22 protein-coding genes and 1 pseudogene are annotated in these 24,704 nt (G+C 61.5%); 16 read left to right on the forward strand and 7 right to left on the reverse strand.

Features of this window, described 5'->3' with window-relative positions:
• Window positions 1-32: 32 nt before the first annotated feature.
• Window positions 33-716: a type 1 glutamine amidotransferase domain-containing protein gene (locus tag ACFTS5_RS12850; RefSeq protein WP_378630462.1), complete on the forward strand. Its 684-nt coding sequence runs from the start codon at window positions 33-35 to the stop codon at window positions 714-716.
• 39 nt (window positions 717-755) lie between these two features.
• A complete protein-coding gene (locus ACFTS5_RS12855) occupies window positions 756-1,649 on the forward strand; it encodes an alpha/beta fold hydrolase (protein WP_378630464.1) in 894 nt (297 codons plus the stop codon).
• A gap of 21 nt (window positions 1,650-1,670) precedes the next feature.
• Here the strand turns inward: ACFTS5_RS12855 and ACFTS5_RS12860 are convergent, their stop codons facing one another.
• Complete coding sequence (locus ACFTS5_RS12860) at window positions 1,671-2,690, reverse strand: GlxA family transcriptional regulator (RefSeq protein ID WP_378630466.1); 1,020 nt, start codon at window positions 2,688-2,690, stop codon at window positions 1,671-1,673.
• Window positions 2,691-2,789: 99 nt separating this feature from the next.
• On the opposite strand from ACFTS5_RS12860, the gene ACFTS5_RS12865 reads away from it, so the two are divergent.
• The 3 genes from ACFTS5_RS12865 to ACFTS5_RS12875 all read left to right on the forward strand — a co-directional run bounded on the left by ACFTS5_RS12865 (window position 2,790) and on the right by ACFTS5_RS12875 (window position 6,526).
• The gene (locus ACFTS5_RS12865; RefSeq protein WP_378630468.1) at window positions 2,790-3,758 is read left to right on the forward strand and encodes an alpha/beta hydrolase; all 969 of its coding nucleotides are present in this window, start codon (window positions 2,790-2,792) and stop codon (window positions 3,756-3,758) included.
• Between the two features lie 242 nt (window positions 3,759-4,000).
• A complete protein-coding gene (locus ACFTS5_RS12870; RefSeq protein WP_378630470.1) occupies window positions 4,001-5,452 on the forward strand; it encodes a catalase in 1,452 nt (483 codons plus the stop codon).
• 153 nt (window positions 5,453-5,605) lie between these two features.
• Window positions 5,606-6,526 (forward strand): NAD-dependent epimerase/dehydratase family protein, encoded by a 921-nt coding sequence (locus tag ACFTS5_RS12875; RefSeq protein WP_378630473.1) that lies wholly within the window; start codon window positions 5,606-5,608, stop codon window positions 6,524-6,526.
• A 210-nt stretch (window positions 6,527-6,736) separates the two neighbouring features.
• Here the strand turns inward: ACFTS5_RS12875 and ACFTS5_RS12880 are convergent, their stop codons facing one another.
• A complete protein-coding gene (locus ACFTS5_RS12880) occupies window positions 6,737-7,174 on the reverse strand; it encodes a hypothetical protein (protein ID WP_378630475.1) in 438 nt (145 codons plus the stop codon).
• Between the two features lie 1,971 nt (window positions 7,175-9,145).
• Here ACFTS5_RS12880 and ACFTS5_RS12885 point away from each other — a divergent pair.
• The 3 genes from ACFTS5_RS12885 to ACFTS5_RS12895 all read left to right on the forward strand — a co-directional run bounded on the left by ACFTS5_RS12885 (window position 9,146) and on the right by ACFTS5_RS12895 (window position 12,947).
• Window positions 9,146-10,042 carry a hypothetical protein gene (locus ACFTS5_RS12885; protein ID WP_378630478.1) on the forward strand — a complete coding sequence of 299 codons (897 nt, stop codon included), beginning with the start codon at window positions 9,146-9,148 and terminating at the stop codon, window positions 10,040-10,042.
• A 362-nt stretch (window positions 10,043-10,404) separates the two neighbouring features.
• Window positions 10,405-10,956 (forward strand): hypothetical protein, encoded by a 552-nt coding sequence (locus tag ACFTS5_RS12890; protein WP_378630480.1) that lies wholly within the window; start codon window positions 10,405-10,407, stop codon window positions 10,954-10,956.
• 617 nt (window positions 10,957-11,573) lie between these two features.
• Complete coding sequence (locus ACFTS5_RS12895) at window positions 11,574-12,947, forward strand: hypothetical protein (protein WP_378630483.1); 1,374 nt, start codon at window positions 11,574-11,576, stop codon at window positions 12,945-12,947.
• Between the two features lie 107 nt (window positions 12,948-13,054).
• Here the strand turns inward: ACFTS5_RS12895 and ACFTS5_RS12900 are convergent, their stop codons facing one another.
• Window positions 13,055-14,245 carry a restriction endonuclease gene (locus tag ACFTS5_RS12900; protein ID WP_378630485.1) on the reverse strand — a complete coding sequence of 397 codons (1,191 nt, stop codon included), beginning with the start codon at window positions 14,243-14,245 and terminating at the stop codon, window positions 13,055-13,057.
• 283 nt (window positions 14,246-14,528) lie between these two features.
• Here ACFTS5_RS12900 and ACFTS5_RS12905 point away from each other — a divergent pair, with 283 nt between their 5' ends.
• From ACFTS5_RS12905 to ACFTS5_RS12915, 3 genes are all read left to right on the forward strand, one after another.
• On the forward strand, window positions 14,529-15,095 hold the full coding sequence (locus ACFTS5_RS12905; RefSeq protein WP_378630488.1) for an HNH endonuclease: 567 nt from the start codon (window positions 14,529-14,531) through the stop codon (window positions 15,093-15,095).
• Between the two features lie 244 nt (window positions 15,096-15,339).
• A complete protein-coding gene (locus ACFTS5_RS12910) occupies window positions 15,340-15,924 on the forward strand; it encodes a hypothetical protein (protein ID WP_378630490.1) in 585 nt (194 codons plus the stop codon).
• Between the two features lie 719 nt (window positions 15,925-16,643).
• Window positions 16,644-16,913 carry a hypothetical protein gene (locus ACFTS5_RS12915; RefSeq protein ID WP_378631439.1) on the forward strand — a complete coding sequence of 90 codons (270 nt, stop codon included), beginning with the start codon at window positions 16,644-16,646 and terminating at the stop codon, window positions 16,911-16,913.
• A 70-nt stretch (window positions 16,914-16,983) separates the two neighbouring features.
• Here ACFTS5_RS12915 and ACFTS5_RS12920 read toward each other — a convergent pair.
• Window positions 16,984-17,382, reverse strand: a pseudogene (locus ACFTS5_RS12920) (IS21 family transposase); the annotation flags it as partial.
• A 260-nt stretch (window positions 17,383-17,642) separates the two neighbouring features.
• On the opposite strand from ACFTS5_RS12920, the gene ACFTS5_RS12925 reads away from it, so the two are divergent.
• The 3 genes from ACFTS5_RS12925 to ACFTS5_RS12935 all read left to right on the forward strand — a co-directional run bounded on the left by ACFTS5_RS12925 (window position 17,643) and on the right by ACFTS5_RS12935 (window position 19,294).
• Complete coding sequence (locus tag ACFTS5_RS12925) at window positions 17,643-18,311, forward strand: hypothetical protein (protein WP_378630493.1); 669 nt, start codon at window positions 17,643-17,645, stop codon at window positions 18,309-18,311.
• Window positions 18,312-18,347: 36 nt separating this feature from the next.
• Window positions 18,348-18,647 (forward strand): hypothetical protein, encoded by a 300-nt coding sequence (locus ACFTS5_RS12930; protein ID WP_378630495.1) that lies wholly within the window; start codon window positions 18,348-18,350, stop codon window positions 18,645-18,647.
• A 176-nt stretch (window positions 18,648-18,823) separates the two neighbouring features.
• Window positions 18,824-19,294: an NUDIX hydrolase gene (locus ACFTS5_RS12935; protein WP_378630498.1), complete on the forward strand. Its 471-nt coding sequence runs from the start codon at window positions 18,824-18,826 to the stop codon at window positions 19,292-19,294.
• 583 nt (window positions 19,295-19,877) lie between these two features.
• Here the strand turns inward: ACFTS5_RS12935 and ACFTS5_RS12940 are convergent.
• On the reverse strand, window positions 19,878-20,576 hold the full coding sequence (locus tag ACFTS5_RS12940) for a hypothetical protein (protein WP_378630500.1): 699 nt from the start codon (window positions 20,574-20,576) through the stop codon (window positions 19,878-19,880).
• Window positions 20,577-20,741: 165 nt separating this feature from the next.
• On the opposite strand from ACFTS5_RS12940, the gene ACFTS5_RS12945 reads away from it, so the two are divergent.
• The gene (locus ACFTS5_RS12945; protein WP_378630503.1) at window positions 20,742-21,149 is read left to right on the forward strand and encodes a hypothetical protein; all 408 of its coding nucleotides are present in this window, start codon (window positions 20,742-20,744) and stop codon (window positions 21,147-21,149) included.
• Entirely contained in the window at window positions 21,106-21,807 is a 702-nt protein-coding gene (locus ACFTS5_RS12950) for a hypothetical protein (protein ID WP_378630505.1), read from the forward strand. The genes ACFTS5_RS12945 and ACFTS5_RS12950 overlap by 44 nt, the downstream gene beginning before the upstream one ends.
• A 748-nt stretch (window positions 21,808-22,555) precedes the next feature.
• Here ACFTS5_RS12950 and ACFTS5_RS12955 read toward each other — a convergent pair.
• Both ACFTS5_RS12955 and ACFTS5_RS12960 read right to left on the reverse strand, forming a co-directional pair.
• Window positions 22,556-23,347, reverse strand: a complete 792-nt coding sequence (locus tag ACFTS5_RS12955) for a class I SAM-dependent methyltransferase (RefSeq protein WP_378630508.1) — start codon at window positions 23,345-23,347, stop codon at window positions 22,556-22,558.
• The gene (locus ACFTS5_RS12960; protein WP_378630511.1) at window positions 23,348-24,625 is read right to left on the reverse strand and encodes a serine hydrolase domain-containing protein; all 1,278 of its coding nucleotides are present in this window, start codon (window positions 24,623-24,625) and stop codon (window positions 23,348-23,350) included. It lies immediately after the preceding gene.
• Window positions 24,626-24,704: the final 79 nt, after the last annotated feature.

Genomic DNA, 24,704 nt, shown 5'->3' on the forward strand with positions numbered 1-24,704 from the left:
CGGCACCGACTATCTGCGAAGGAAGATCACGCATGACCAAGCGCATCCTGAATGTCGTCACCAACGTCGCCGATTTCGACGACCCGTCGCACCCGACCGGGTTGTGGTTGTCCGAGCTCACCCATGCGTGGCATGTCTTCGAACAGCACGGATTCGAGCAGACTCTGGTCAGCCCGGCCGGCGGCCCCTGTCCGCTGGAACCGCGGTCGCTCAAGTTCCCGAATTACGACAAGACCGCGAAGGCATGGCACGCCGATCCGGAACGAATGGCGTTGCTGGCGAACACCGCAAGTCCCGACCAGATCGACTCGGCCGACTTCGACGCCATCTACTTCACCGGTGGGCACGCGGTGATGTACGACTTCCCCGACAGCGAGGGACTGCAGCGCATCACCCGGGAAATCTTCGAGCGTGGCAACATCGTTTCCTCGGTGTGCCATGGCTACTGCGGACTGCTCAACACCAAGCTGTCCGATGGGACGTACCTCGTCGCCGGCCGCAAGCTCACCGGCTTCGCCTGGAACGAGGAGGTCCTGGCCCGGGTGGACAAACTGGTTCCTTACAACGCCGAGGAAGAGATCAAGAAGCGTGGTGCCCTCTACGAGAAGGGTATGCTGCCGTTCACTTCCTACGCTGTGATCGATGGCAACCTCGTGACCGGACAGAACCCCGGATCAGCCAAGGAAACGGCGAAGAAAGTCGCCTCCCTGCTGTGATGGCTCGACCCGGGTGACCGGGTCGGTATCGAGAGATTGATGACTACCGACGAGTTCGAATCCTGGCGTACGAGCGGCCAATACATTGTTCATCGCGGACGACGGATCTTCGTGGTCGAAGGCGGTGCCGGTGCAGGCAGGGCGTTGCTCTGCATTCACGGATTCCCCACAGCGTCATGGGATTGGCACGGGGTGTGGCCGGGGTTGTGCACCCATTTCGGCCGTGTGATCGCCCCCGACATGGTCGGCTTCGGATATTCGGCCAAACCTCGTGACCATCCGTACTCGATCTTCGACCAAGCCGATATGCACGAGGATCTCCTTCGCGCACAGGGAATCGACCGATACCACATCCTGGCGCACGACTACGGCGACACCGTAGCTCAGGAACTGCTGGCACGTGACGCCGAGCGACGCGAGGCCGGTGACGCATCGCTGGTGGTCGAATCGGTATGTCTGCTCAACGGTGGACTGTTCCCTGAGACCCACCGTCCCCGGCTACTGCAGAAGCTGCTGATCAGCCCGCTGGGGCCGTTGGTGAGCGCGGTGAGTAACGAACGCGCCTTCGCCCGCAGCTTGTCCGCGGTGTTCGCGCCGGACACCATTCCCGCTGAAGAAGACCTTCATCAGTTCTGGTTGCTGTACAGCAACCAGAACGGTCACCGCAATGGGCACAGGCTCATTCGATATATGAGCGAACGCCGCCAGCACCGGGAACGCTGGGTCGGCGCGCTCGCCACGGCGCGTGTACCGATTCGGCTCATCGATGGGTTGGCCGACCCGATCTCGGGTGCGCACATGGTCGAACGGTATCGGGACCTGGTGCCGAATCCGGATATCGTCGAGCTGCCTGCCATCGGACACTACCCGCAGGTCGAGGACCCGAAGTCCACATTGGACGCGATTCTCGAATTCCACCGACGAATTCCGTGACCCGCCGTTTTCGAGTGTGTCCTAGAGAGTTCGAGTGCTCGGCGCACGAAATTTCTGCCGATACTCGGCTGGAGTCAGGCCGGTCGTACGTCGGATGAGCTTTCTGAGCGTGGAGGTATCGACGTAGCCGACGGACTGCGCAATGTGCTCGAATGTATGGTCGGTGACGGCCAGGTCGTGCGTTACTTGCTCGAGTCGCGCCGCTTGAATGTATTCCGTGATGGGCATTCCGGTGGCCTTCGTGAATCTTCGCTGCAGGGTTCGCGGATGCATGCTGACGGTACGAGCGAGGGCCTCGACCGACAGCGGCCGGCTCAGCTCACTGTGGATGTTCTCCTGGACAAGTTGCACCTGTACATCAGCATGTTTACTGGACGGTGCAGGGAGAAGTTCCATGTAGGGGGTCTGCTGTTGACGAGGTGCATCGGCGATCATGAATCGTGAAGTCCGCAGCATAACGCTCGACCCCAACAGCGACTCGACCAACGATAATCCGAGATCCACCCAGGCCATGATTCCCGCGGCAGTGATGATGTCGCCCTCGTCGATAACCATCTGTGTCGCGTCGAGTTTCACTGCCGGAAAGCGACGCGCGAATTCGTCCGCAAACGCCCAGTGGGTGGTCGCGGGTCGATGGTCGAGCACTCCGGTCTCGGCGAGAACGAACACCCCTGCGCACAGCGCCCCGAGCACCGCCCCGTCCGCTCGGAGCGCGAGGGCCCAGCGGCGCAGCGGGTCGACAGCCTGCATGTGCTCCGGCGCGATCAGACTGGGCGGAAAGATCACGTGTGTAGGCCGATGGTGGGCACCCGGTCTCGAGTCATAGGTACATGTGACGCCGTGCTCGTCGGCTTTCCAATGACTGACCCGAATGTTCCCATGCGGATTCCCGCAGGTCTGCGCCTGCTCGCCGGCGACCCGAAAGACATCTGTCAGCCCGAAGACAGCCGCCATCTGGCAGTCGGGATACGCCACGAGCGCGATCTCGGAGTCGGCGGCGGTGATGTCGTGATTGCCCCACAATGTGTCGCGTGCGCCCATAGCCGCCATGCTAGCGAGCCGCCTAGCGTGAAGTAACGGGCACCGAACCCGCAGGCGGCATCGGACCGACGACGCCTTGACCCACTGGAGAGGAAAGCGATGTCGAACACCATTTCGCAGATCACCCCTTACCTCGAGAACGCGGCTCGCGAACTGACCGAAGCGACGGATCCGCATCCACGGATCTACGAACTTCCCCCTGCGGAGGGGCGACAGATCCTGGCCGATCTGCAGAACAATCCGAGCGTTCCCCGGCCCGAGGTCGACGAGCAGTGGGTGGAGGTCGACGCGGGCCAGTGGGGGACTGTGCGAACTCGCATCATCCGACCGAAGAATGCCCAGGGAGACCTGCCGGTCGTCTTCTATATTCACGGTGCCGGATGGGTTTTCGGTGATGAGAACACGCACGATCGGTTGTTCCGTGAGTTAGCGGTCGGCGCGGGGGCCGCTGGGGTGTTCCCGGTCTACGACCGGGCACCGGAAAAGCAGTATCCGACCCAGGTCGAACAGAACTATGCCGTCGGGCAATGGCTGCTCGAGCACGGTGGTGAGTACGGGCTCGATACCTCTCGCATCGCCGTCACCGGCGAATCCGTGGGCGGATGTATGTCGGCGGTCTTCTCCCAGATGAACAAGGACCGAGGCGGGATCGAGCTGAAAGCGCAGGTGCTGCTCTACCCTGTCACCGCCGCCGACTTCGACACGCCTTCCTACCACCAGTTCGCCGAGCACTACTACCTCACCCGCGACGGAATGAAATGGTTCTGGGACGCCTACACCACGGACCCGGATGCTCGCCGCGAGCCGTACGCGTCACCGTTGGAGGCAAGTGTCGATCAGTTGCGCGGTCTGCCTCCTACCCTGGTCATCACCGCTGAGGCCGACGTCCTCCGAGACGGCGGCGAGCTCTTCGCGAACAAGCTGCGTGAGGCGGGTGTCGATGTCACCGCGGTCCGAGTCAGCGGCACCGTTCACGACTTCTTGTTGCTGGACAGTCTCCGCGACGCACCCGCTACCAATGTTGCTCGCAAGCTGGCGATAGATGCGCTGCGCGACGCGCTGAACTGAATCGACCACTAGAAAACACCACGAAAGTGGGGAGATTTCCGCGGGCCGCTTCGCCCGAGCGGCTCGTCGCGCCCTCGAATCCTCATTGAGCCGGGGAGCCGAGGGACCGGAAAGCCCGGCGCCGACGAGAGACACCCCGCGAGGTTTTTCCGTCGGCGCCGGGTCCGTTCACGATTTCGCGGCATCATGGAGCAACGTCTCGCAGAGATGTACCCGATCGACCTACCAGCAGGAGGTTCGAGATGGACAAGCCGACAACCACGAATACCGGGGTGCCGGTCGAGAGCGACGACGCGTCGTTGTCGGCGGGAATCCAGGGTCCGCTGCTGTTGCACGACCACTACCTGATCGAGAAACTCGCCCAGTTCAACCGCGAGCGGGTGCCGGAGCGGGTAGTGCATGCCAAAGGCGCCGGCGCGTTCGGCAAGCTGACGATCACCGGCGATGTCAGCGCCTATACCAAAGCCACGCTGTTTCAGCCCGGCTCGGTCACCGAATCGCTGGCCCGGTTTTCCACCGTCGCCGGGGAGCAGGGTAGTCCCGATACTTGGCGTGACCCGCGCGGATTCGCGCTGAAGTTCTACACCAGTGAGGGCAACTACGACCTGGTGGGCAACAACACCCCGATCTTCTTCATCAGCGACCCGAGTAAGTTCCCCGACTTCATCCGGTCGCAGAAGCGGTTGCCGGGCAACGGTTTGCGTGACCACAACATGCAGTGGGACTTCTGGACCCTGCGCCCGGAATCGGCGCACCAGGTCACCTGGCTGATGGGAGATCGCGGTATTCCCCGTAGCTATCGGCACATGGACGGGTTCGGCTCGCACACCTACCAGTGGGTCAACGCCGAAGGCCAACGGTTCTGGGTGAAATACCACTTCAAGACCGATCAGGGGATCGAGTTCCTCACCCAGGCAGAAGCCGACCGGCTCGCCGGCAGTGACCCCGACTATCACCGGCAGGATCTGTGGGAGGCCATCGAACGCGGCGAATTCCCGAGCTGGACGCTGAAAGTGCAGATCATGCCGCTCTCGGCGGCCGAGGGCTACCGATTCAACCCGTTCGATCTGACGAAAGTGTGGTCGCAGCAGGACTATCCATTGATCGAGGTCGGCAAATACACCCTCGACCGCAACCCGGCCAACTTCTTCGTCGACATCGAACAGGCCGCGTTCGAACCGTCGAATCTGGTACCCGGTATCGGCTACTCGCCGGACAAGATGCTGCTGGGCCGTGTCTTCGCCTACGCCGATGCCCACCGCTACCGGATCGGTACAAACTTCGCCCAGCTGCCACCCAACCAGGCGCGCGCCGCGGAGGTGAGCACCTACTCCAAGGAGGGAGCGATGCGCTATTTCCACAACGACGCAGCCACTCCGGTCTACGCGCCGAACTCCTACGGTGGCCCGCACGCGGACCCCGCTCGGGCAGGCGACGGCGGCGACTGGAACTTCGATCCGGAGATGGTGCGCGCCGGCTACATCCAGCACTCCGAGGACGGCGACTTCACCCAGGCCGGCACCCTCGTGCGTGAAGTCCTCGACGACGCGGCGCGGGCCCGACTGGTGGACAACATCGCGGGCCACATCGCTGCTGGGGTCCGTGAACCGGTGCTGACCCGGGCGTTCGAGTACTGGAAGAACGTCGACGCCGACCTCGGCAAACGGGTTGAAGAGGCTGTCCGGGCCCAGTAGGTCACCGAGCGGCGATCAGCAGTCGGCTTTGTCGGCGGCGCGGTGTGCTTCAGGGATCAGAATTGTGTCGCTGCCCACGTAATGTTGATGGCGCTTACATTGGTGTTACTGTGGCGTCTTGGCAATTGTCAGCAATCGAAAGGTTTCCCTCCCGTGCAGACGATCCTCGGAGCAAACGGACAGATCGGGACTGAGCTCGCTCACGAGCTCCATCGGCGGTTCACCAAGGACATCAGGCTGGTGAGTCGCAGCCCCGAACGGCTGCACGACACCGATGAGCTGGTCGCGGCAGACCTCATGGACGCCGAGCAGACCGCTGATGCTGTCGCGGGCAGCGAGATCGCCTACCTGACCGTAGGTCTACCGCCCGACGCGAAGCTGTGGGCGGATCAGCTCCCGGTGATGATGGAGAACACGATCGCGGCGTGCGAGAAGCACGGTGCCAAGCTCGTCTTCTTCGACAACACATACATGTATCCGATGACCGGGGAGTCGCAGACCGAGCAGACGCGATTCGCCCCGGCCGGGAGCAAGGCACACACCCGGGCGAAAATGACAACGATTCTGCTCGAAGCCATGGCCGCGGGTCGGGTCGAGGCGGTCATCTGTCGCGCGCCGGAGTTCTATGGGCCGGGCAAGACGCAGAGCTTCACCAACGCGTTGGTGTTCGATCCGATCCCGGTTGGCAAGAAGTCGCGCGTTCCATTGCGCGACGACACCCTGCGGACCTTGATCTGGACGCCGGACGCCAGCCGTGCCATGGCCTTGATCGGCAACACGCCGTCGGCCTACGGGCAGACCTGGCATCTGCCGTGCGATGACAACCGCGTGACGTACCGGGGTCTGATCGAGCTTGCCTCTGCGTCCTGGGGTCGCAAAATCGACTACTCGGTCATGAAACGGCCCGTATTCTTCGTCGCTCGGCTGTTCAACAAAGGCGTGCGTGAACTGTGGGAGCTGCTGCCGCGATACGAAGTGGACAATATTTTCGTCTCGGACAAATTCAAGCGGGCATTTCCGGAGTTTCGCGTCACGACCTACGCAGAGGGCGTGGCTGCCATCAAGGCGGACTGAGGCGCGTGGACCCGCTCGGTCACTCGGCTGGAGCCATCGGGTCACGTTACGGCTGGCAGCTATCGATATGCCACAACGGTAGGTGGTAGCCGGACCGTTGCGGTATGCTGCTTTTCGCACTACGACACGCGGGATATCGCTTCTTGGCGCCGTCCGGATTCGGCGCCGACCCGAGGCCGACAACTCAACATTCAGGATTGAGGAGTGTCTTCAATGGCGAACGACGAAACCTTCGAGGCCGGATCCGTCGCTCCAGTCGGTGCAGAACGCTCCGCGGGCGTTGTGCGGATAATTCGGGGAATCGCTGGTCTCAGGGTTCTGCTGGGTCTGGTTCTCCTCATCTTTCTCATCGGCGGATTCTCGCCAGGCACGGGAGCCGCGACGGCGATCCTGGTCGTCTTGGGTGTCGCGTTCGTCGTGCACGGTGTAATCAGCTGGATCCTCGCGAAGTCGGCTCGAGATTCCATCGCGATCATTTCGATCTGTGTCGACTCGTTCGTCGTTGTCGCGGGTCTGACCGCACTTTTGTTGGCCTGGGAGGACCTGAGTCTCGCAGGCGCCATGGTCCTGCTCGGCGGCATCGTATTCGCAGCTCTCGCCGCCATTGTGCTCGCGGTCGTTCGCACGGGACCCAACTGATCCTTGCATGCTCGGTCCCCTCGCGGAAGTTTTAAAGGCAAGCCGACCAGCGGAAGTTTAGCCACGGCCGATTCGGCAGCTTCAAGGGAGCGGCTGGTCGGTTCGTCGACCCGAAGCGGCGGCCGTGGGGGCGCCCATTGCGTCGAGGAATCGCTCTACCGCGTGCTGGTGGAGCAAGATGGGGGCGCCCCACAGAAACTCCACACTTTTGACCGGAATCAACGCGAATCCATGGGAATCGTTGAGAACGGTCGTTTCGTGAACAAGCCTGGTGCTGAGTACTATTGGGCACTGATGGGTAAGTTCTGGACAACTGGAACCCGCGCCAGGTGGTCGCAGGTTCAAATCCTGTCAGCCCGACAGTAGAAAACCCTCTCTGACCTTGGTCGGAGAGGGTTTTTCTGTTAGCCAACAATGCGGAGAGCGGGACCAGAACGGGACCGTAGGTGGTTCGAGAGCTTGTCGCCGGCATCGGTGACCTCCCGCCGGTCGGGGTGGAGGTATCGCTCAGTTGTTCGACTGTCGGCATGGCCCGCGACCTTCTGGAGCAGGTGCAGGCTCACCCCGGCATCGGCCATCCAGCAACCTGCGTCGGGCGGTCGGGCTCGTCGGCGATACGCAACGTCTTTGGACGTATCCGGCAAACGATTGGGCCATCGAGCAGGACATACCGTCTGATGTGATCGCCGCGTACGAATCTCTCGTCCAGGCCGGATACACCTCACGCCTTGTCGCCGCTTGAGACGACTGCCCCATCTGTCACAGCCCCTGAGCTGGACGGGCACCAGCCCACTTGAGCGGGCCGAGGGGCCGCAGGTGATCGATGCCGTCCAATCCGCGACAGCCGACCTGGCATGGACTGTTGTCCAGCTGGCGTGCGATCGGAACACTGCTGAGACTCGTATCATCGCGCGGCGAACCGGTGATGTTGCTGAACGATTGGCTGCACGCGCTGCGACACCGACGATCGATGCTGACCGGCTAGCTCACCTAGATGGATGTTTCCTAGCCACCTAGATAGGCGTTCTATGTCAAGTAGATAAGTGTTCTATGTCAAGTACAATCAGACGCATCACGCGAGTGATGTCGAGCGGGTGGACCGCCGTTGGAGCGACGGCCCACCCTGATGGGATCAGCTAGCCCGCCAAACTCGGCTGACCAGGAACAGAGCCCCGGCGATCACGGAAGCTGTCGCAAGCAGCAGACCGTAGTCGACCGGGGCTTCTTTCATGTCCCGGCGATGTTTTGCCATCTCCCACCACCTCCTTTCCCGGCACGGCACGGAGACCAGGTCCCGTACCGCCCCTGAGCTGGAGGTGATGCCAGCGTACTCAAGGTGTCACGAGACGGAACCGTTTGCACCCCAGACACTTCCGGCATCCGAGGCATGTTCTCGACGGGCGAACGACTCTTCGAGCTACCGCGACCGAGCGCGTGGCCGGTGTTCGCAGCTCCCGCACAATCACCACCCAGCACAATCGCCACCGAGCCAACGAGTCTCAGCCCGTCATCACTTCGATCGCGGAGCAGCACAGTCGGCGAACGTTCCCGAGTTGCTGAGCTCCCGTCACTTCACGGAGTTGTTGCTGAATTCGGCTATATAGAGTCAAGACGCCTGCGGCGACGCGCAGCGGGTCTTGCTCGTACCTCACCGCCCCGGCGCGTCGGCACGTCGGCGGCGTGCACGCGCTACCAGCAGGCGGCCCCGCTCCTGACAGCTCAGACAGCATCGACCCCAGCAGTAGACCTGGACGCGACAAGGGTCCGAGCCGAATTGCTGAACGGAATTCCGAGCACGAATCAGCCGACATCTACACCAGGCGACGGCCATCAGCGCGCCGACTCCCATACGGTGCTGCCGCACGAGCTTCGCTCGCTTGCCTCGTAGACCACCTGCCGCACACCGAGCCGTGATCGTTGCAGCCGACCGAGCTGGAAGTTCTGTTCGGGGATGCGTCCTTCGATCGAGCGGTCCAGTACATGGCCACGTCCAAGATGGTGTACTTGACCGCAATGGACGAAAACGGACAGTTCACGGCCAAGATCGCCAAATGGCTCCGTGAGCAGGGGTATCCCCTTGAGATGCGCACAGCCAGAGCGCTGGCGGCGAACGACATTGACACGACCTTGGGCTGGTACTACGCCGATATCGAGACCGGCCAACAACGCGAAACAGACATCTACGCGTACGCTCGGCGCTCATACCCCGATGACGAATACGCGGTAGTCCAGATCAGCCTTGCTATCGAGTGCAAATCGTCGAAGGACAAGCCGTGGATCCTCTTCACTGACGGGCCTACCCGGATGTCCTCGACGGCACGGAGGAACCAGCGGTTCGTTTCCCCCGATCGGAAATGGATTCGGACACTACAGGTTGAGTCTGCTGAGCTCCCTCTCCTTGATGGGTACAGCCCCCACGGGTACGCACTCGTGCGGGCCTTCGCAGGCGACAACCAGGATGCTGCCTTCGGGGCCATGCTATCGACTGCCAAAGCCGCCGCGGGGATTCAACGGTGGCACCAGCAAGCGCGCCGCGGGGAAGACACGATCAATTCCATTGTCCTTCCTGTCCTGCTCGTGGACGCTCCGCTCCTGCAATGCGAATTGGACAGCGACGGCAACGAGCGATTGACTCCGATCGAGCGAGGAACGATCGAGTGGCGCTACCAACTCACTCCGACGGACCCGCCGCACACGATAATCACAATAGCCACGCCAGATGCCCTGCCAAGTCTGGCGGAAGACTTGAACGCCACCGCTGACGAAGTGCTCAGGCTGACTACCCCGTGGTACTTGGACAAACAGGCGAAAGCTGCCGAAATCCGCTCCAAGGCAAAGCTTCTCCTACGTCCCCCACCGGCTGACCTGAGCGAATGAGTTGCTGAAAGAATCCGATAGCGGTGGGGACGATGGAGCAGCCTGCGGCCACTTGGCCCTGGTCTGGGTTGGCCTGCATTGTGCTCGTGCGCCACTCACGCGTCAAGGGCGCCTGTCGGCGTCACTACGTGATGGCTATCGCCAACCCTTGACCCGAGAGCCTCTGCGCACGAAGGGCAGGCCCTACGGGGCAGGCAGGGTTCCCGATCGCCGGCGCGGAGACACCGGAATTCGTCGGCCGGGTCGGAAGCCAGCCCCCTCATGCGCAGGCCAACTCAGACCAGGGCCCAGCGCACTCAGATCGACCGTCCCAGCGCAGAATTGCCGGATCGCTCGATGGGTAGCTGAGCTACGGTACGCCGATGGTATCTAACGAGGACCGCGTCAAGAGGCTGCGCCAGATTTTGCAATCCGACCCGGAGGGACGTGAGTTCGACCTAGCTCTCGGCTGCATGGTCCATTTCGCCGCGATGACTGAGTTCTTCCTCTACCAGCTGCTTCGTACGCTTCTGGACAGCAAGCACGCGGGGTCTGTGACCGCCGCGATGCAGGCATCAGCGGTTCTTGATGCCGTCAAGCGGATCGTCGACACAGGCGGGTTCAGCGACCAGGCTGGGGAGCGCATGAAAGACCTCGTCGTAGATGCACGGCAAGCCTTCACTGAGCGAAACAAGTATGTGCATGGGCTTCGGTTTTCCGATCCTGGCACGACGAAGACGGTTATGAACAAGGAGCGTCGCCATGGCACCTACGTTAGGTCCCAATTCACAGCCGATGATCTGTACCATCTGGCCGCGACCTTTCAGCGACTGAGCGGCGGGTTTATGTCCTGGCAGCGAGAGCACGTCGAAGGCATCCCGCCAGGCGCTCCACGTCTGCACCCGGAAGACGAGCCCGCGGAGCCCGGCGAGTAAGCCGCGCACACCGGGGTGGCGGGGTGTGAATCCCGCCGCTTCGGTACGCAGTGAGTACGCAGTGCTGCCAATCGGTGTCCATTTCAGCCAACGTTGCAACCGGGAAACCGCCGGTCAGGCTCGGCGAGCCGTAACCAGCCCACCAGCACAAACGCCAGGAACGGTGTTCATCATCTACACATGGACGCTGGTCGCCCGCCGTGTCGTCAAGCCGTAGCTGCTGCACCCACCGCGTGACAGTTCGGCGTCGACCGACTGGTAAGCCGTCGTCATGACGTTCAGGGTGGCTGAGTTCTCGGACTGCAATCGCCCCTTCGACGCGTTCAACCAGCATCTGTAGCGACCCGCATGCGTGGCCAAGGCCGGATCGAATCCGTCGCTAGGTCAGTGGATAGCCCCGGGTGTAATCGTCAGCACTCGGTCCTCCGACGCGGTTTGAGCACTCGCTCATCGACACGAGTGGATGTTCGGACGCCGAACTCAGCAGGCAGACGACGCCGGCCCCTCATGTACAGGCCACCACCGCCCACGGCCAAACCGCCGTAGATGCTACGGGTTCACTGCCTGTGGTCGCTACTCTTTGCACATCTGGAAGAGATGTTCTGACCGAGGGGTACATGACAGTGGCTGATGCAGGTCCAACCGTTCCTTTTAGCTCTGGCCCTCTCGGGACAGGTCCGGAATCTGAAGAAGACCGGGAAAATAGGTTTGCAGCCCTCAGGGAACGATTGCAGGCTCTTGAAGAACAAGGTCGCCTGGCTGGTATTTCGATCGAGCATTCCGAACAACACCTAGAGGGCTCCGGAATTCCCCTGTTTGTGGTAATCAACTTGCCTAAGGGAAAAGAATTCAAACCAGTGCCGCTCAACTTGGGGCAATGGGATAAAGTTCCCAGATTGGAAGGGTATAGATTCGTTGAGGGGTACGAAGCGCTCTGGGATACCACCGACGGAACCGTGTGGGCTACGCTTGCAGATGTAGCTAATGGTAGAAACTTCGAGAATTCCGAGATCCTCGCTGGCATCCCAGGCGTGGAAAAGATCAAACTGTCGACTTCGAATAGCTGGAGCAATAGTCTGATGCCGAATCCGGCAGAGGTTGATAGCTACCGCTTGCGCGTCGAAGGTACTGAGGCGGCGCTTGAAATCACTCAAGTTGCGCCACCCTTATTGACAAATGGGGTTACGTTCCTTTATCAAGATTACCCGTATTTTTTGAAAATCCAGCCCAACGCGGAATTCGCGAGAGAACATGCAGTTCAACTGCTGTCCGGACTCGCCCGTGATTTTCTATTTGACCTCGACGTAGTACACAATCTAGGCGCAGGATTGCTGACTCTACAGCAGACGAGGGCTGAAAATATCGAGGTCGAGCCCAGTGTATCCGAGGCAAGGTTCCCAAATATTTCCTATGCGCGACAGGCGCACGCACTTTACTGGTATGCAATGGGAGCAACACGCTTCCCTCTATCTCAATTCCTCGCATACTATCAAATACTCGAGTTCTACTTCTCTTCTTTTAATCGAGAGAATGTAATCCAGAATATACGGCGCCATATGAAGAATCCTAGCTTTGCGGCCAATAATACTGCTGAAATCAATAGGCTAATTGATTTGACCAGAGACGCTCATAGAGGCGTTAGGGGCGAAAGGGCGCAGCTGCTCATCGCGCTACATGCTTGCATCGGCGAAAGCAGCTTGCGCCAAATACTCGAGCAGAAGTCCGTAAAGGATGAGCTCTGTGCAAAGAAGCAGAAACTCAAGGGGGTCGCGGCGCTTAGGCTTGGCGAGGGAGACGATATTTTCGAGCAGGTGGCATCCAGGATCTACAGCATTCGCTGTCGGATCGTACATACCAAAGAGGGCGCAGATGGAACGGAGTTCGACCTATTGTTGCCTAATGATGACGAATCAGGAAATCTGGGTGCTGACATTCAACTCGTCAGAGCGCTCGCACAGCATGCGATGATTCACGGCGGACAGGAGCGTTAGCCCGCGGCGTTGCCGATCTTGGGCCGTAGCTGACAGTCAGGCGGCCGAAACAGCCCAAAACTTCAGGACTGGCCCACATGAAGCGACTCGTTACGCCCTGCTGTGCTTCACGCCGCGGGAGGAAACAGGGTGTGCAGCCAGCCCTTTACCGCGGCTAGATCCCCATACCCGTTGTTCTTGAGCGTGTTCACGACGTCGGCGCCGCAGATCAAGGCGATGGGGTGGCCATCACTGCGGACCTCGTCGTAGACCTGGGGGTTGAAGTACGACAGCGTGACGAACACGCCGAAGTTCCTGTGGCGCAGCCGGGAAATCAGACGGGCGATGTCCCGAACCCCGACCGAGTTCGATGCCTTATAGCACTTGGCCTCGAGGGCGAAGTCGATCAGGACCGGGTCCGCGGCGGGGCCGAGTTGGTACTGGCCGATGGCATCGCGGCCTCCATCTCGGCTCGGGCGAGTCAGATCGCAAGTTGCGGTGGCCGGGGCGATCATTCGCCAGATCGCGATCGCACACTTCTCGAAATCGTGTGGGCGCCCGTCGAAGTGCTCATGGATAGTGGCGAGGATCTTCTGGCCGGCCTTATCTGTGGGAAGTTGATCGGCTTTGCTCCGGACGATCGTGGTCGAAGGCGCGATCAGCGTGTCGTAGGTGCGGCTCTTCACCCACGCGTGCCATGCCGGCGGGCAATGTGTACTTGCTACCGGTGCTGTGCCTGCGAGGAGATCGTCGATCCACGCGCGCTCTACCTTGGCGACGTCGAGCACACTGAACTTCGCCCGGTAGTTCTGGAACCGCATACCCTTGGTTCGCCAGATGGCCACGAGGTCATCGTCGGTGCTCACGGTCTGCGCACCTGGGGCCAGGAGTCCGCGGAAGCGGACGGCACGACCCGGAGTGGCCTTCTCGAACAAGAAGAACGGAGGCACCTGCTCACGCTCGGCCGTGGTCGCGTGCGTATCGCCAAAAGCCTCACGCAGCAAGGCATTACCGCCCCGCGAAGTGATGTGCATGTCCGGATTCCCGGGTTTCTTATTGTCACCGAAGTAGGTGAAGATCCCGGTCTGAGGATCGAGCTCGTCGGGCCAGTCGATGTCTGTTCCACTGGTGAACAGATCGACGAGGGCGGCCCGGCCCGCGGTGGGTGACCGCTTCCAACGGAACCCGCCTTGATTGCCTACCGGCAGCAGTTTGGCCAGGGCGTCGTCTGCTGTATTGCCTTGTGTGCCACCCAAATACACTGTTTTGAGTGTGAGATCAGAAGTTGCCAGGTCCTTGAAGGCCACCGCGTCGGACATAGCCGCCACAGTAACCGGGCACACCGACACGAAGATCAACTGATTGAGCACGACGCCGTAGGGGCACCCCTACATCGCCCGAGCCCTCCACCGTACGGTCATTGGCGAGTCCGCGGCTAGGCAGGAGGGCAACCACGTAGGCCCGGTGCCCCTGACACGGTGACAATCGCCTCGGCCGGGTGGCCGGCGCCGCGAAGAGTCCGCTCGCGTCTGTACACGCCGTGCGGTCCTCGCTGCGGTGAAACCGGCGGGCTTTGCCGCCAGAGCGCGTAACGTCCGAACGATGAAGAACCCGAAGGAAGTCGCGAAGGTGCAGCGGCGTGACGCTGTTCCTGCGGAGGCTGCGCGCGCTGTTCTTGTCGAGGCTGGACATCGGTGTGCAATCCCTACGTGCCGCACGACCACTACCGAGTTTGCGCATATCGTGCCCTGGGCACAGACGCAGGACGATTCCTTTGAAAATCTGATCGCACTATGCCCCAACTGTCACACTCGATTTGACCAGAAGAAGGAAATAGATCGAAAATCGATCAGAATGTACAAACAAAATCTCAGTATTCTGAACAACAGATATGGCGAGCTAGAGCGGAAAATCTTTTCGACACTTTCGGAAGTCGATCTCACGGACCCGGCCAACCGAGTATTCATACTCGGCGCTGGCGGCGATTTGATGATAGCAAACGCTGTGAAAGATGGGCTTTTTGAAGATAAGCATGTCGAGGGCATAGGATTGGAAATCGAGGGTAGCAATGGCGTTTCTCGGATATTTCAGACGACATTTACCTATTGGGTCAGCGACATAGGAGTTGAGTTCATTGGGCGAATGGCAAGCGGCGAGGATATCGCATAGCGCTTGACCCGGACGACTTAGGTCGGCGCCTGTGTCTCGCTAGGCGCGCCAATGAAACGCCGATGGCGTCAGCTTCGCTGGACTGAGCGACCTGTGACCTGCGAGCCTCTGCGCGTGAACGGCAGGCCGTAGCGGGCAGGCGGTGAGCCAGGCCCGGTGCGCGCACCCCAACCCAGAACATGGCCATCAGAGCCGGTATTCGAGTCTGGGAGAGAGTTCCTGAATCGTATGCAATGATCCACTGATGCAAGCCGAAGTTGCTTATCACACAGTACGTTTCGCCGCCCAAGTATCAGCCCCGAGCAGCAGCGGACTTACACAGCCGCAAGCCACGATCTGGGCCGCCGGGATCGCTGTTGGTGCAGCCACGATCGCACTAATTGGCGTACTCATCAACGCGGCGGTCAGTCAGCGCCAACACCGGGACAAAGATTCTGCGGCCATCAGGGATCGGAACAGAACTGAGGCGATCGATGCGCTTCTTGAAGCTCTGAGCGCCACTATGGACTTGTGGATTCTGGTTGGCATCATGCACAACAAGATCATGGGAAAGGCGATGAGCACCGCCGACCCGACGGACAGTGAATTGGACACTGCGCGAGCAAAAATAATCAACGCCAAACTAAAACTTGAACTGCTCGGACTTGGCGGCAGCGATAATGTGGACGAAGTCCGCAAGTCCTTGAATCGTCTCGCTCTAGAATTCAAAGCAGGAAATAAGAGTTCAGGCTTCGCCGAAGCTATGCGGACCAGAGACAAGATGATCGCTAGCTTCCAGGCCACGCTGGCGCAGATCGATGCCGCCACCCCGCGGAAGCGCCGAACATGACTCACCCACTACTTTCCCACTACAAACCTCCGGTGATTCGGGCAAACGACGGCAGATAGCCACGGACCGACGATCGAAAAACATGCAGGTAGCAGCAAGTTTGGGAGTACGTCCGCAGGCAGTCGCATAGCAACGGAACAACCGGCAGGTTTCAGGTTCGAGTCATGAAGACCCGCGGGACCAGAACGGGACCACACGCTACGAACGATGGTGAACAACCCCCATGTCAGCGCCGATCGGTGCACTGCCGAAAGATGCTTCTGACCAGGTAATTTCGCCCACCGGCTGAACTGGGGGTCAGGTGGTCGCAGGTTCAAATCCTGTCAGCCCGACAGTAGAAACCCTCTCTGACCTGGGTTGGAGGGGCTTTTCTGTGCCTGGAGATTTGACGTGGTTTGCCGATTTCTCACAGAAACCCCACAGGTTTCGATTCTGATCGTTCGTCCAGCAGGGCCTCGATGGCTCTCTCGCGGCCCATGTTCTCCCCGGTCGGCTGTCGTTGGATATACACATCATCGGCGGGGTGCATGCGCCGACGGTGACGCGGGGTAAAGCGCTCTGGCGGCAGTTCCCGCCTAGTTGTCGAGTGATGCCTGGCGACGGCCCACTTCGAAGGGTGATTAGGTCAACCGGAGGTGACATCGTGAGGTGACCTGCGGCCATCGTGCAGCGGGGAGTATGGCACGTTGGCGGGTCGGCGCGCCGGACAGATCGGGTCGTTGCTGGTCGCGGGGCCTGATGATCGTGGCAGTCTCGAGTACGCCGGTAGTGTGGGGACCGGGTTCACCGCCGCGATGCTCATCGATCTGCGTGAACGCCTGGTACCGCTGCAACAGTCGGACCCGCCGATCCCGGGCCTCGGACCCACCCCGGACGGAGTGGTGTGGGTCCGGCCCGCGCTGATCGGGGAGGTGGCGTTCACCGAATGGACCGGCGACGGCCGGTTGTGGCATCCCAGCTTATGTAGGTGGTTTGAGACTGACCGTTGACCGCTGGCTGGGCGGTGTTGTGGGAGTCAGCCGGGGGGCTTCCGGGACGTGATGATGGCCAGCCGGGCGAAATCCGATCACACGGCGCGCAACCCACGCGCGGCGAGGCCGGGTGTTCACCACCGCCAGCCACTGACCAACTTGGGCGTTGAAATCGGTTGGGCCGGTGAATGTTCGGCCGGGTAAGGAGGAACGTTTTGGGTAGTCGTGGGCCCGCTCGATGATGCCGCTTCGCTTCGGGGTCAGCGGGCCGGCAAATGACAACTTTCGTTCCCAAAGTGCCTCGGAATGCGTGACATTCGATGGTGAGCTCGCTGCGCCCATCACGCCACCGCCCGATCGCGCCTTCACCATCCCACACCAGCACTCGCGGCACCACACCCAACCGTTCGATCAACGTCCACCACCCGGCGAACAGGTCCTCGGCGTGACGGCTCGGGATCAGCACCACGGAGAGCCACCTCGAATACCCCATCGACGATGGTAGGGAATCGCCGGCATGGATCGCCGACGAGCGCCTGAGCTCCGACACAGATCACAGGCCGCAGCCGGGCGCACGATGCCCGTCGGCACGCTGGAGGGGAAGAGGTCACCATTCACCCAAATCATTGCCCAGCGTAAGGAAAATCGGTGTGTGGGAGGGCTTGCGGCGGTAATGTCGGAGGCTCTTCGGGGAAGCGCGGACCAATCTCGCTGCAGGTGTGTCATCGGAACTTGGTGGGAGAGGCGATGGTTGGTAGGGCGCTGGCGTTCCTGGTCGGGGCCGGACTGGTGGTGTTCGCGCTGGCGCATGCCGTGGATCCGTTTCACCAGACGCGGGAGTATCGGCATCAGGTGGCATGTGAGAAGAGTGCAGGCAGCTGCTTCGACGAAGAGACCGTCACTATCATCGAGAAAGATACGTCCACTACGACTTCCACCCACTTCAACAGCGATGGAACCACCAGCACGACCACGACGAATCACCTCACGATCGGGTGGATGCGCGACGGGACGCAGCACTCGCACGACGTGAACGGCGAACTCTTCGCCAAGGCCCGGGAAGGTGGGCAGGCGACACTGCGGACGTGGCAGGGACAGGTCGTCGGCGTCGTCATCGACGGGCAGTCCGATTCCTACAATCCGCGTCAGACCGGGCGTCTGGGGTGGTGGCTGTGGCTGGCGTTCGTGGGGGTCGGGCTGGCGTTGGTAGGGATATTCGAGCCGGGGGGGGTATTCATGGGGGCTTTCCGGCTGGGTGCGTGGGCTTTCGCCGGAGCCGTGCCGCTCGGAGTGTTCGTGCCGACTCTGCTTGCCAACGGGATGGAGCCGAATTTCGGGTTCTTCGTCCTGGCGGGGGTCACGGTGCTGTTCACCGGGGCCGGGATGACGATGCTGGTCACCTCGGTTCGCGACTGAGCTTTCTACGACCGGAGAGCAGATGTGTCGGCGTCGATGTTCGTCAACCTGCTCGCGCCGGCGCGAGACCGCATCGACATCCTGGTCTATGCGGCGGTCTTCCTCCATGAGGCGTATCCGCGGCTCAACGATCTGTTGACCGAACGCGCCGAAGCGGGTTGCGCGTTGCGGATCGCGGTGGGCGACGCCGACAGCGCTAACGTCCAACAACGTGGCATGGAAGAAAGATTCGGGCACAGGCATCGAATCACGCTGTCGTCTGGCCTTGATGCATTACCGGGCGTTGGAATCAACGCCGGGCATCGACCTGCGGACCCACGACACGACGCTCTATAACAGCATCTTCCGCGCCGACGACGAAATGTATGTCAATGCCCACGTGTGGGGTGTGAACGCATACGGTGCACTCGTGTGGCAGCTGCGCCGTACCGTCGACGGTGGCCCGTTCGACACCTACACCGACAGTTTCACCGCGGTCTGGCGAACCGGCCGACCGGTGAAAGGCTGAGCCGATGGCGCGTACCGAATACTATGACGACCCAGCCGCACCGGAGCCGAACAGCCTTGTGGTCGCGGCGTCCGCAGTGGTGTGCGACGACGTCGGCCGCATCCTGCTGCAACGCCGCACCGACAGCGGTCTGTGGGCATTACCTGGCGGCGGGATGGAAATGACCGACAGTCTGCCCGGCTGCGCGGTGCGAGAGGTCAAGGAAGAGACCGGACTCGACATCGAAATCACCGGTCTCGTCGGAACTTACACCGATCCGCGTCACGTGATCGCCTACAGCGACGGTGAGGTCCGGCGCCAGTTCAACGTGTGCTTCCTGGCTCGCATCACAGGGGGCGACCTCGCCATCTCCGATGAGTCCACAGAGCTGCGGTTCGTAGCCCCCTCCGAACTGGACAGCCTCGACATGCACCACACACAGCGGCTCAGGCTGACCCACTACCTCGAGGGGCGAAGCGCGCCACATCTCGGCTGACGATTCGGCGACAACCGCGCGTGAGTGCGTCAGATGGCCGAGCGCATTGCTCGCGACGGTAGAAGCTGCGCGTTCCAGCTGCCCGACCTCGCCACCCGTGAAGATGTGAACTGGCCGGAGGCCGGCCGCTCAGATCCCGTGCGAGGTGGCCGAACTAGGTTGGTCCCGGTCCGGGCCTGGTGAAAACCCCTGCTGATCTGTGCCTTTGGCGCAGGACTTACCCCCCTCCCCGTTCCTGATTCTCTGTCGCTTCGCTGATTACAGAGAATCAGGAACGGGGAGGGGGTGAGTCAGTGGTGGGTGGTTGGGTTTGTAAAAAGAAGGTAAGTGTGTGAGTAGGTAGTAGAAGAGAAGACCATAAGGGGTGGGCCAGGTTGTGTGGGTGGTTGCGAAGGGGAGCGCCTTGTTGCGTATCGACGAGCTTGGGTGCCAGGTGGCATGAAGTTGGCGGCTGGGGACGGGGACCCGGTTTGCCGGTCGGCCTGTGGGACGTGGTCCGGTGGGCTACCGCTTAAGAGGGGGCTACAACAAAGCGGTCGGGCCGAGTTGACGCGCAAGCATCAAGTCCGAGGCACCAAGGTAGTCATGTCGAAGGTACTGCGGCTGGCTGACCTGTGCCGTTCATGCCCTGCTCGGCTGAAGTTTGAGACGGCGCGACAAGCGTCACATCCGCGTCGTCGCGCCCATGCAGGACGGATTCGAGCTGTCCCGTTGTCGCACCGATCAAGTGCAGCGCGATCGCGGAGTGCAGCCTGTGTGCCATTGGAGAATTCGTTGGCATATCTCGAGCGAGCGCCAGCCCCTCCTCGAACTGCCGATCCTGGCGCAGTTTGTCGAAAAAATCGACGAGGAGTTGCCGACTCTGGTTCGAGAGTCGGAAGAACAGCGCGGCGACGACTTCGATAATGACGGCGCCGGTTAGTTGGACCCCCGCCACACCTGCCTGGTCGGTGCCCTTGCTTCCGACCGTCCAGAGGGCGACCACGATGACGCCGAACCCTGTAACCGCCGAGAGGAGCGCAAAGTAGAAGCTCAGCTGTGACTGCGCGAGACTGCGCGCGTGGTACTGCCCGAAGAGCGCGGCGTTCGAAATAACCGCAGCCTCAGTGGGATCCTTGCCTTCGGCTACAAGCTCAGCCCGATCCTCTGCGGCCGCCGTAAGTAAGCTTTTTGTGAGCGTGTCAGCCTGCTTCACCAGAAGGAGGAAGACCACACCGCCGCCAACCGCCGCCACAGCGGCGACGAACAGGGCGACGTACTCCAGGCCGGACATCTGCTGCATAGCGAATGAGCTTACTTGCCTCCTGGCGTGATGTCGGCGGCGATAGCCGCGCTCATCGCCCGGTCCAGATCTGCGCTTGGCCACCAAGTTTGGGGCAATCGAGCTACTGCCGGCCGATCGTCGCTTTGTGCGGTTCGTGCCAGTTGGGCCACCTATAATTCGCCGATGACTGAGGCGGACCAGATCCTGGACTTGACACGCAGAGCAATCGATTCATTCGATCATCCAGGCAGGAGCTTGACTAGCGTAGTTCGGCAGGCACATCGAATCGCTGTGCGCCGCCATGACTTTGCTGCGCAGGCATGGCTACTGATGCAACTGAGCGACATTGTCGTCGGGACGAGTACCGCTGAGCTGGTAGATATCCGCCGCAAGTTGGAGGCTTTCTTGGGGGAGGAGGCTGGCAGTGCGGAGTACGTGCGCCAGACGCGGCGCTACTTCGCATCCAGGCGGGCGGATGACGCTGACAACATCAACGGCCACTCCGTCGAGCAGCTGGAAGACGCCTTGGCGCAGACCGAGGCGGTGTATGGGCAGTACAGTGCTGCCCCCCGCTGGAATGACCGAAATTGACACGTACTTCGTAGCGCGGGGAAACGACAGCGCGCTAGCCAAACTCATTCCACTTATTGGTCAGCAGCGTGCGATCCTTTCCCGCGTGCGACAGGGAGTCCACACCTACCTGACCACAACGGAAGCTGAACTTGAGGCCGGAAGAACACAGTCCGGCTTCTTCGATCACGTCCAGAGCCATATCAACGCACTGTTGGCAAAATACGCACCAGACGCGGCTCAGAACTTCGTAGGAGCTCAGGAACGCATTGTCGGTGGTGGGCCAGAGGACGTGTCACACGCGTTGACTTCATGCCGACGAATGATCAAGTCTCTCGCTGACAGCCTCTATCCGGCGACTGATGAATCGGTCGTTGGTCTGGATGGTGTCGAGCGGAAAATGTCGGATGACGCCTACAAGAATCGACTGTCGCAGTACGTCCGCGAGCAGGTCGGCAAGCGTAAGAACGGGCCAGCGCTTCAAGCCGTGATCAGCCAACTTGGTTCACGCTTGAACTCGCTCGATGGCCTGGCTAGCAAAGGGGTGCATGCCGAACCATCCATAGACGAGGCGCGAACATGCGTCGCGCAAACCTATTTTCTGGCCGGCGACCTACTCAGCATTGCGGAGGGAACTTCCTACTTGGTGCAGGAAGAGAGCGGGGGTGACGATGGCTAAGATTGGCCGGGGTGGGTCCGCAGTTGGTACGCAGTGCGGTTCGGAAGGTTCAGCACGGCAACCCGAGCGACATCCCTAACAGCTGGATAGGTGTTCATGATTGCGTGCCAACGGCGGGGGGTTGGCGGCTGGGAGATGCGGTTCTAGAGTTTGCGCGAGTCTCGATGCTCGAAGGACGTGACCGGATTCGGCGCCGCTCTCGGACCTGCTCCGGGACATCCGGTCGTAGTGGAAGCCAATCAGGACCGCCATGCGCGAGCACTTAAAGCCAGGTGCGCCCCTCGATGGCTGAGTTGGGTGGTGCCCCCCGGGGACTATCTGGAGACCAAACGCTATTCCCGCAATGCCAATGGGCGCATTCGAAGTCCCGCGCCGACCGTGTGCGACTGGTCGCAGGTTCAAATCCTGTCAGCCCGACAGTGAAACCCCACTGACCTCGTTCGGAGGGGTTTCTTGTGTTCGGAGACTTGACTTGTTGCTTTGAGGAACCTCTCCGAGCGCGGTCTCTGCATTTAGTGACTCACCCTCGAAGGCCTACTTGCGAGCTTGGGTGAGGCATCCCGCATTGATCGGGCGATCGGTCGGAGTGCTCGCCCGATCGCTAGCAGTAGCGGCGCGATCGACCCGAGGTACGAAGGGTATGTCGGCTGCCGTGCTGCCCCAGACCATCTGGGGAGCCCGTGTCTCATTGATCCGATTCGGAGGATTGACCGCCGCTGCGGCATTGGCGCAGGGATCGGTTAGTCCTCTATCTGGGTTCCAGGAAGGCCGTCCGCCGCGACAGCTCGGCCCGTAACTGCTGGAATCGGAATAGTCCTGGCCGGCCGACGACGGCTTCGTAGCGGTCGACGACCTCGTCCACGAAGACGGGGATGTCGGCGGCGGGAATGCGGGCTGTCCAGTCCGCGAACCCGACCGTGCACCACCGGGCGAAGGCCTCGCGTGAGCCGAAGTCCCATTCCCGGTCGGTCACGGAGTACGTGGTGACCTCGAGGTCGGCGCTCGCCGCGATCGCGGGCAGCGCGCCGGGGTCGATATGCACGTAGGGGCGTGCGAATCCGGCGAACGCTGTCGACCAGCGCGCATCGGCGGTGACCACCATCGCGACGTCCTCGATGCTCGGGCGAGGCCCGCCGCAGACATACTGCACGAGCACCCGCCCGCTGGGTTCGAGTGCCGCGGCGATGTGGCGGTAGGCCGTCTCCTGGTCGAGCACCCAGTGCAGTGCGTTGAACGAGACAACGAGGTCGAAGTCGCGGGGGAAGGTCATCGTCGTGACATCGCCGACTGCGAAGTCGACGTTCGTGAGCTGGTCGTCGGCCGTGCGGGCGGCCTCGATCATCCGCGGTGACGGGTCGATGCCGAGCACGGAACCAGCGGGCACCCGCGCCGCGATCAGGCGTGTCACATAGCCGTCGCCACAACCCACGTCGAGGACGTGCTCGGCCCCCGCGAGCGTGACGGACTCCACGGCGTCCGTCGCCATCGCGCGCTGGAGTCCGCTGATGTGGGCGTAGCCTGCGCCGTCCCAGTCGGCCATCTAGGACCCGCCCTGCGACGGAATATCCTTCTTGACCGGCGGGGCGTCGTCCGGGGCGAGGTACACGCCGATCTTGCGGAACAGAGCGTCACCGCCGTTCGAGTAGCCGCCCGACGCGCTGAACGCTTGGGGCTGGTAGGTGACAGCAACCGCGATCGCGATCTTCTTCGACGGCAGGTAGGCGTTGACCGCGGCAGAGCCGTAGAACAGTGGGTTCTGGTAGGACCAGTCGCCGGTGAGCCACAGGCCCAGACCATAGGTCTGGAAATCGTCGAGCGCCCGGCAGTTGACGCAGCCGGGGACCGCTGTCGTCTTCCCTCGCAGGTCCGTTGTCGTCATCGCCCGGTACGACTCCCCGGACAGCAATTCGCCGCTGCCGATGGCGACGGCACTTCGTTCCAGGTCGTAGATGTCGCTCGTCTGGATGGCGCCGTGGCTGAGCGTCCACGAGGGATTCCAGTAGGTCGATTCCTCGTAGAACGGAACGTCGGGTGCCAATTCGAAGAACTCGCGGCGTTCCGAGGTGAAGGAGTGCAGGACCGGCTCGGGGATGTAGGGGGTGAGGTTCGGCTCGGTGTTCTTCAGGTCGAGCGGGCCGAGAACCTTCTCCTGCAGGGCATCCGCGAGCGATTTACCCGTGACCTTCTCCAGCGCCAGGCCGAGGAGTACATAGTTGGTGTGCGCGTAGGCCCAGTTGGTTCCGGGCTCGAACCACAGGGGGTCGTCGATCGCGAGAGCGAGTTGTTCCTGGGTGGTCCACGCCTTGTACGGATCCGCGTAAGCGATCTCCGCGAATTTCGCATTACCGAGCACGAAATCGTGATAGCCCGAGGTCATCTGGGCCAGTTGGCGCAGATTCACCCGGTCCGCGTGGGGAATGGTGGGCAGGTATTTCGAGAGCTTGTCGTCGAGGCTCAGTTTCCGCTCGTCGGCCAGGATCAACAGCAAGGTCGACACGTAGGAGATCGCGACGGCACCGTTGCGGAAATGCATCGCGGTGGTGGCGGGCACGCCCGTCATGGACTCGCCCCTGGCCGCGGTGACGATCTCTTTCCCGTCGACCGTCACGCGCACGATCACCGACTTCAGGTGCGCCTGCGCCATGTAATCGTCGACGATCTTCATGACGGCCTCGGCCTGCACCGGGTCTTCACTCGTGAACGTCGAGGGCGCGCTCGAGGCCGATCGGGAATCCTGCGCGGTCTCGTTCGATGAACAGGCCGCCGCCAGCAGACCCACTGTGCAGACGAACACCAGAACGCTCCGAGAAACGGACATTGGTCACCTTCCTGGCTACCGTCCCCCGAAATGTGGTTCGACCGAATAGGCGATTCTACGCCGCGGTGACCCCGAAATT

The organism is Nocardia sp. NPDC056952, assembly GCF_042674185.1.
In the GTDB taxonomy this organism is placed as follows: domain Bacteria; phylum Actinomycetota; class Actinomycetes; order Mycobacteriales; family Mycobacteriaceae; genus Nocardia.

Excerpts from the sequence above, each read along its gene's own strand:
- ACFTS5_RS12850 (WP_378630462.1), top strand. The coding sequence starts at position 33 with ATGACCAAGCGCATCCTGAATGTCGTCACCAACGTCGCCGATTTCGAC.
- ACFTS5_RS12855 (WP_378630464.1), top strand. The coding sequence starts at position 756 with ATGACTACCGACGAGTTCGAATCCTGGCGTACGAGCGGCCAATACATT.
- ACFTS5_RS12860 (WP_378630466.1), bottom strand. The coding sequence starts at position 2,690 with ATGGGCGCACGCGACACATTGTGGGGCAATCACGACATCACCGCCGCC.
- ACFTS5_RS12865 (WP_378630468.1), top strand. The coding sequence starts at position 2,790 with ATGTCGAACACCATTTCGCAGATCACCCCTTACCTCGAGAACGCGGCT.
- ACFTS5_RS12870 (WP_378630470.1), top strand. The coding sequence starts at position 4,001 with ATGGACAAGCCGACAACCACGAATACCGGGGTGCCGGTCGAGAGCGAC.
- ACFTS5_RS12880 (WP_378630475.1), bottom strand. The coding sequence starts at position 7,174 with ATGCAAGGATCAGTTGGGTCCCGTGCGAACGACCGCGAGCACAATGGC.
- ACFTS5_RS12885 (WP_378630478.1), top strand. The coding sequence starts at position 9,146 with ATGGCCACGTCCAAGATGGTGTACTTGACCGCAATGGACGAAAACGGA.
- ACFTS5_RS12890 (WP_378630480.1), top strand. The coding sequence starts at position 10,405 with ATGGTATCTAACGAGGACCGCGTCAAGAGGCTGCGCCAGATTTTGCAA.
- ACFTS5_RS12895 (WP_378630483.1), top strand. The coding sequence starts at position 11,574 with ATGACAGTGGCTGATGCAGGTCCAACCGTTCCTTTTAGCTCTGGCCCT.
- ACFTS5_RS12900 (WP_378630485.1), bottom strand. The coding sequence starts at position 14,245 with ATGTCCGACGCGGTGGCCTTCAAGGACCTGGCAACTTCTGATCTCACA.
- ACFTS5_RS12905 (WP_378630488.1), top strand. The coding sequence starts at position 14,529 with ATGAAGAACCCGAAGGAAGTCGCGAAGGTGCAGCGGCGTGACGCTGTT.
- ACFTS5_RS12910 (WP_378630490.1), top strand. The coding sequence starts at position 15,340 with ATGCAAGCCGAAGTTGCTTATCACACAGTACGTTTCGCCGCCCAAGTA.
- ACFTS5_RS12925 (WP_378630493.1), top strand. The coding sequence starts at position 17,643 with ATGGTTGGTAGGGCGCTGGCGTTCCTGGTCGGGGCCGGACTGGTGGTG.
- ACFTS5_RS12930 (WP_378630495.1), top strand. The coding sequence starts at position 18,348 with ATGTTCGTCAACCTGCTCGCGCCGGCGCGAGACCGCATCGACATCCTG.
- ACFTS5_RS12935 (WP_378630498.1), top strand. The coding sequence starts at position 18,824 with ATGGCGCGTACCGAATACTATGACGACCCAGCCGCACCGGAGCCGAAC.
- ACFTS5_RS12940 (WP_378630500.1), bottom strand. The coding sequence starts at position 20,576 with ATGCAGCAGATGTCCGGCCTGGAGTACGTCGCCCTGTTCGTCGCCGCT.
- ACFTS5_RS12945 (WP_378630503.1), top strand. The coding sequence starts at position 20,742 with ATGACTGAGGCGGACCAGATCCTGGACTTGACACGCAGAGCAATCGAT.
- ACFTS5_RS12950 (WP_378630505.1), top strand. The coding sequence starts at position 21,106 with ATGGGCAGTACAGTGCTGCCCCCCGCTGGAATGACCGAAATTGACACG.
- ACFTS5_RS12955 (WP_378630508.1), bottom strand. The coding sequence starts at position 23,347 with ATGGCCGACTGGGACGGCGCAGGCTACGCCCACATCAGCGGACTCCAG.
- ACFTS5_RS12960 (WP_378630511.1), bottom strand. The coding sequence starts at position 24,625 with ATGTCCGTTTCTCGGAGCGTTCTGGTGTTCGTCTGCACAGTGGGTCTG.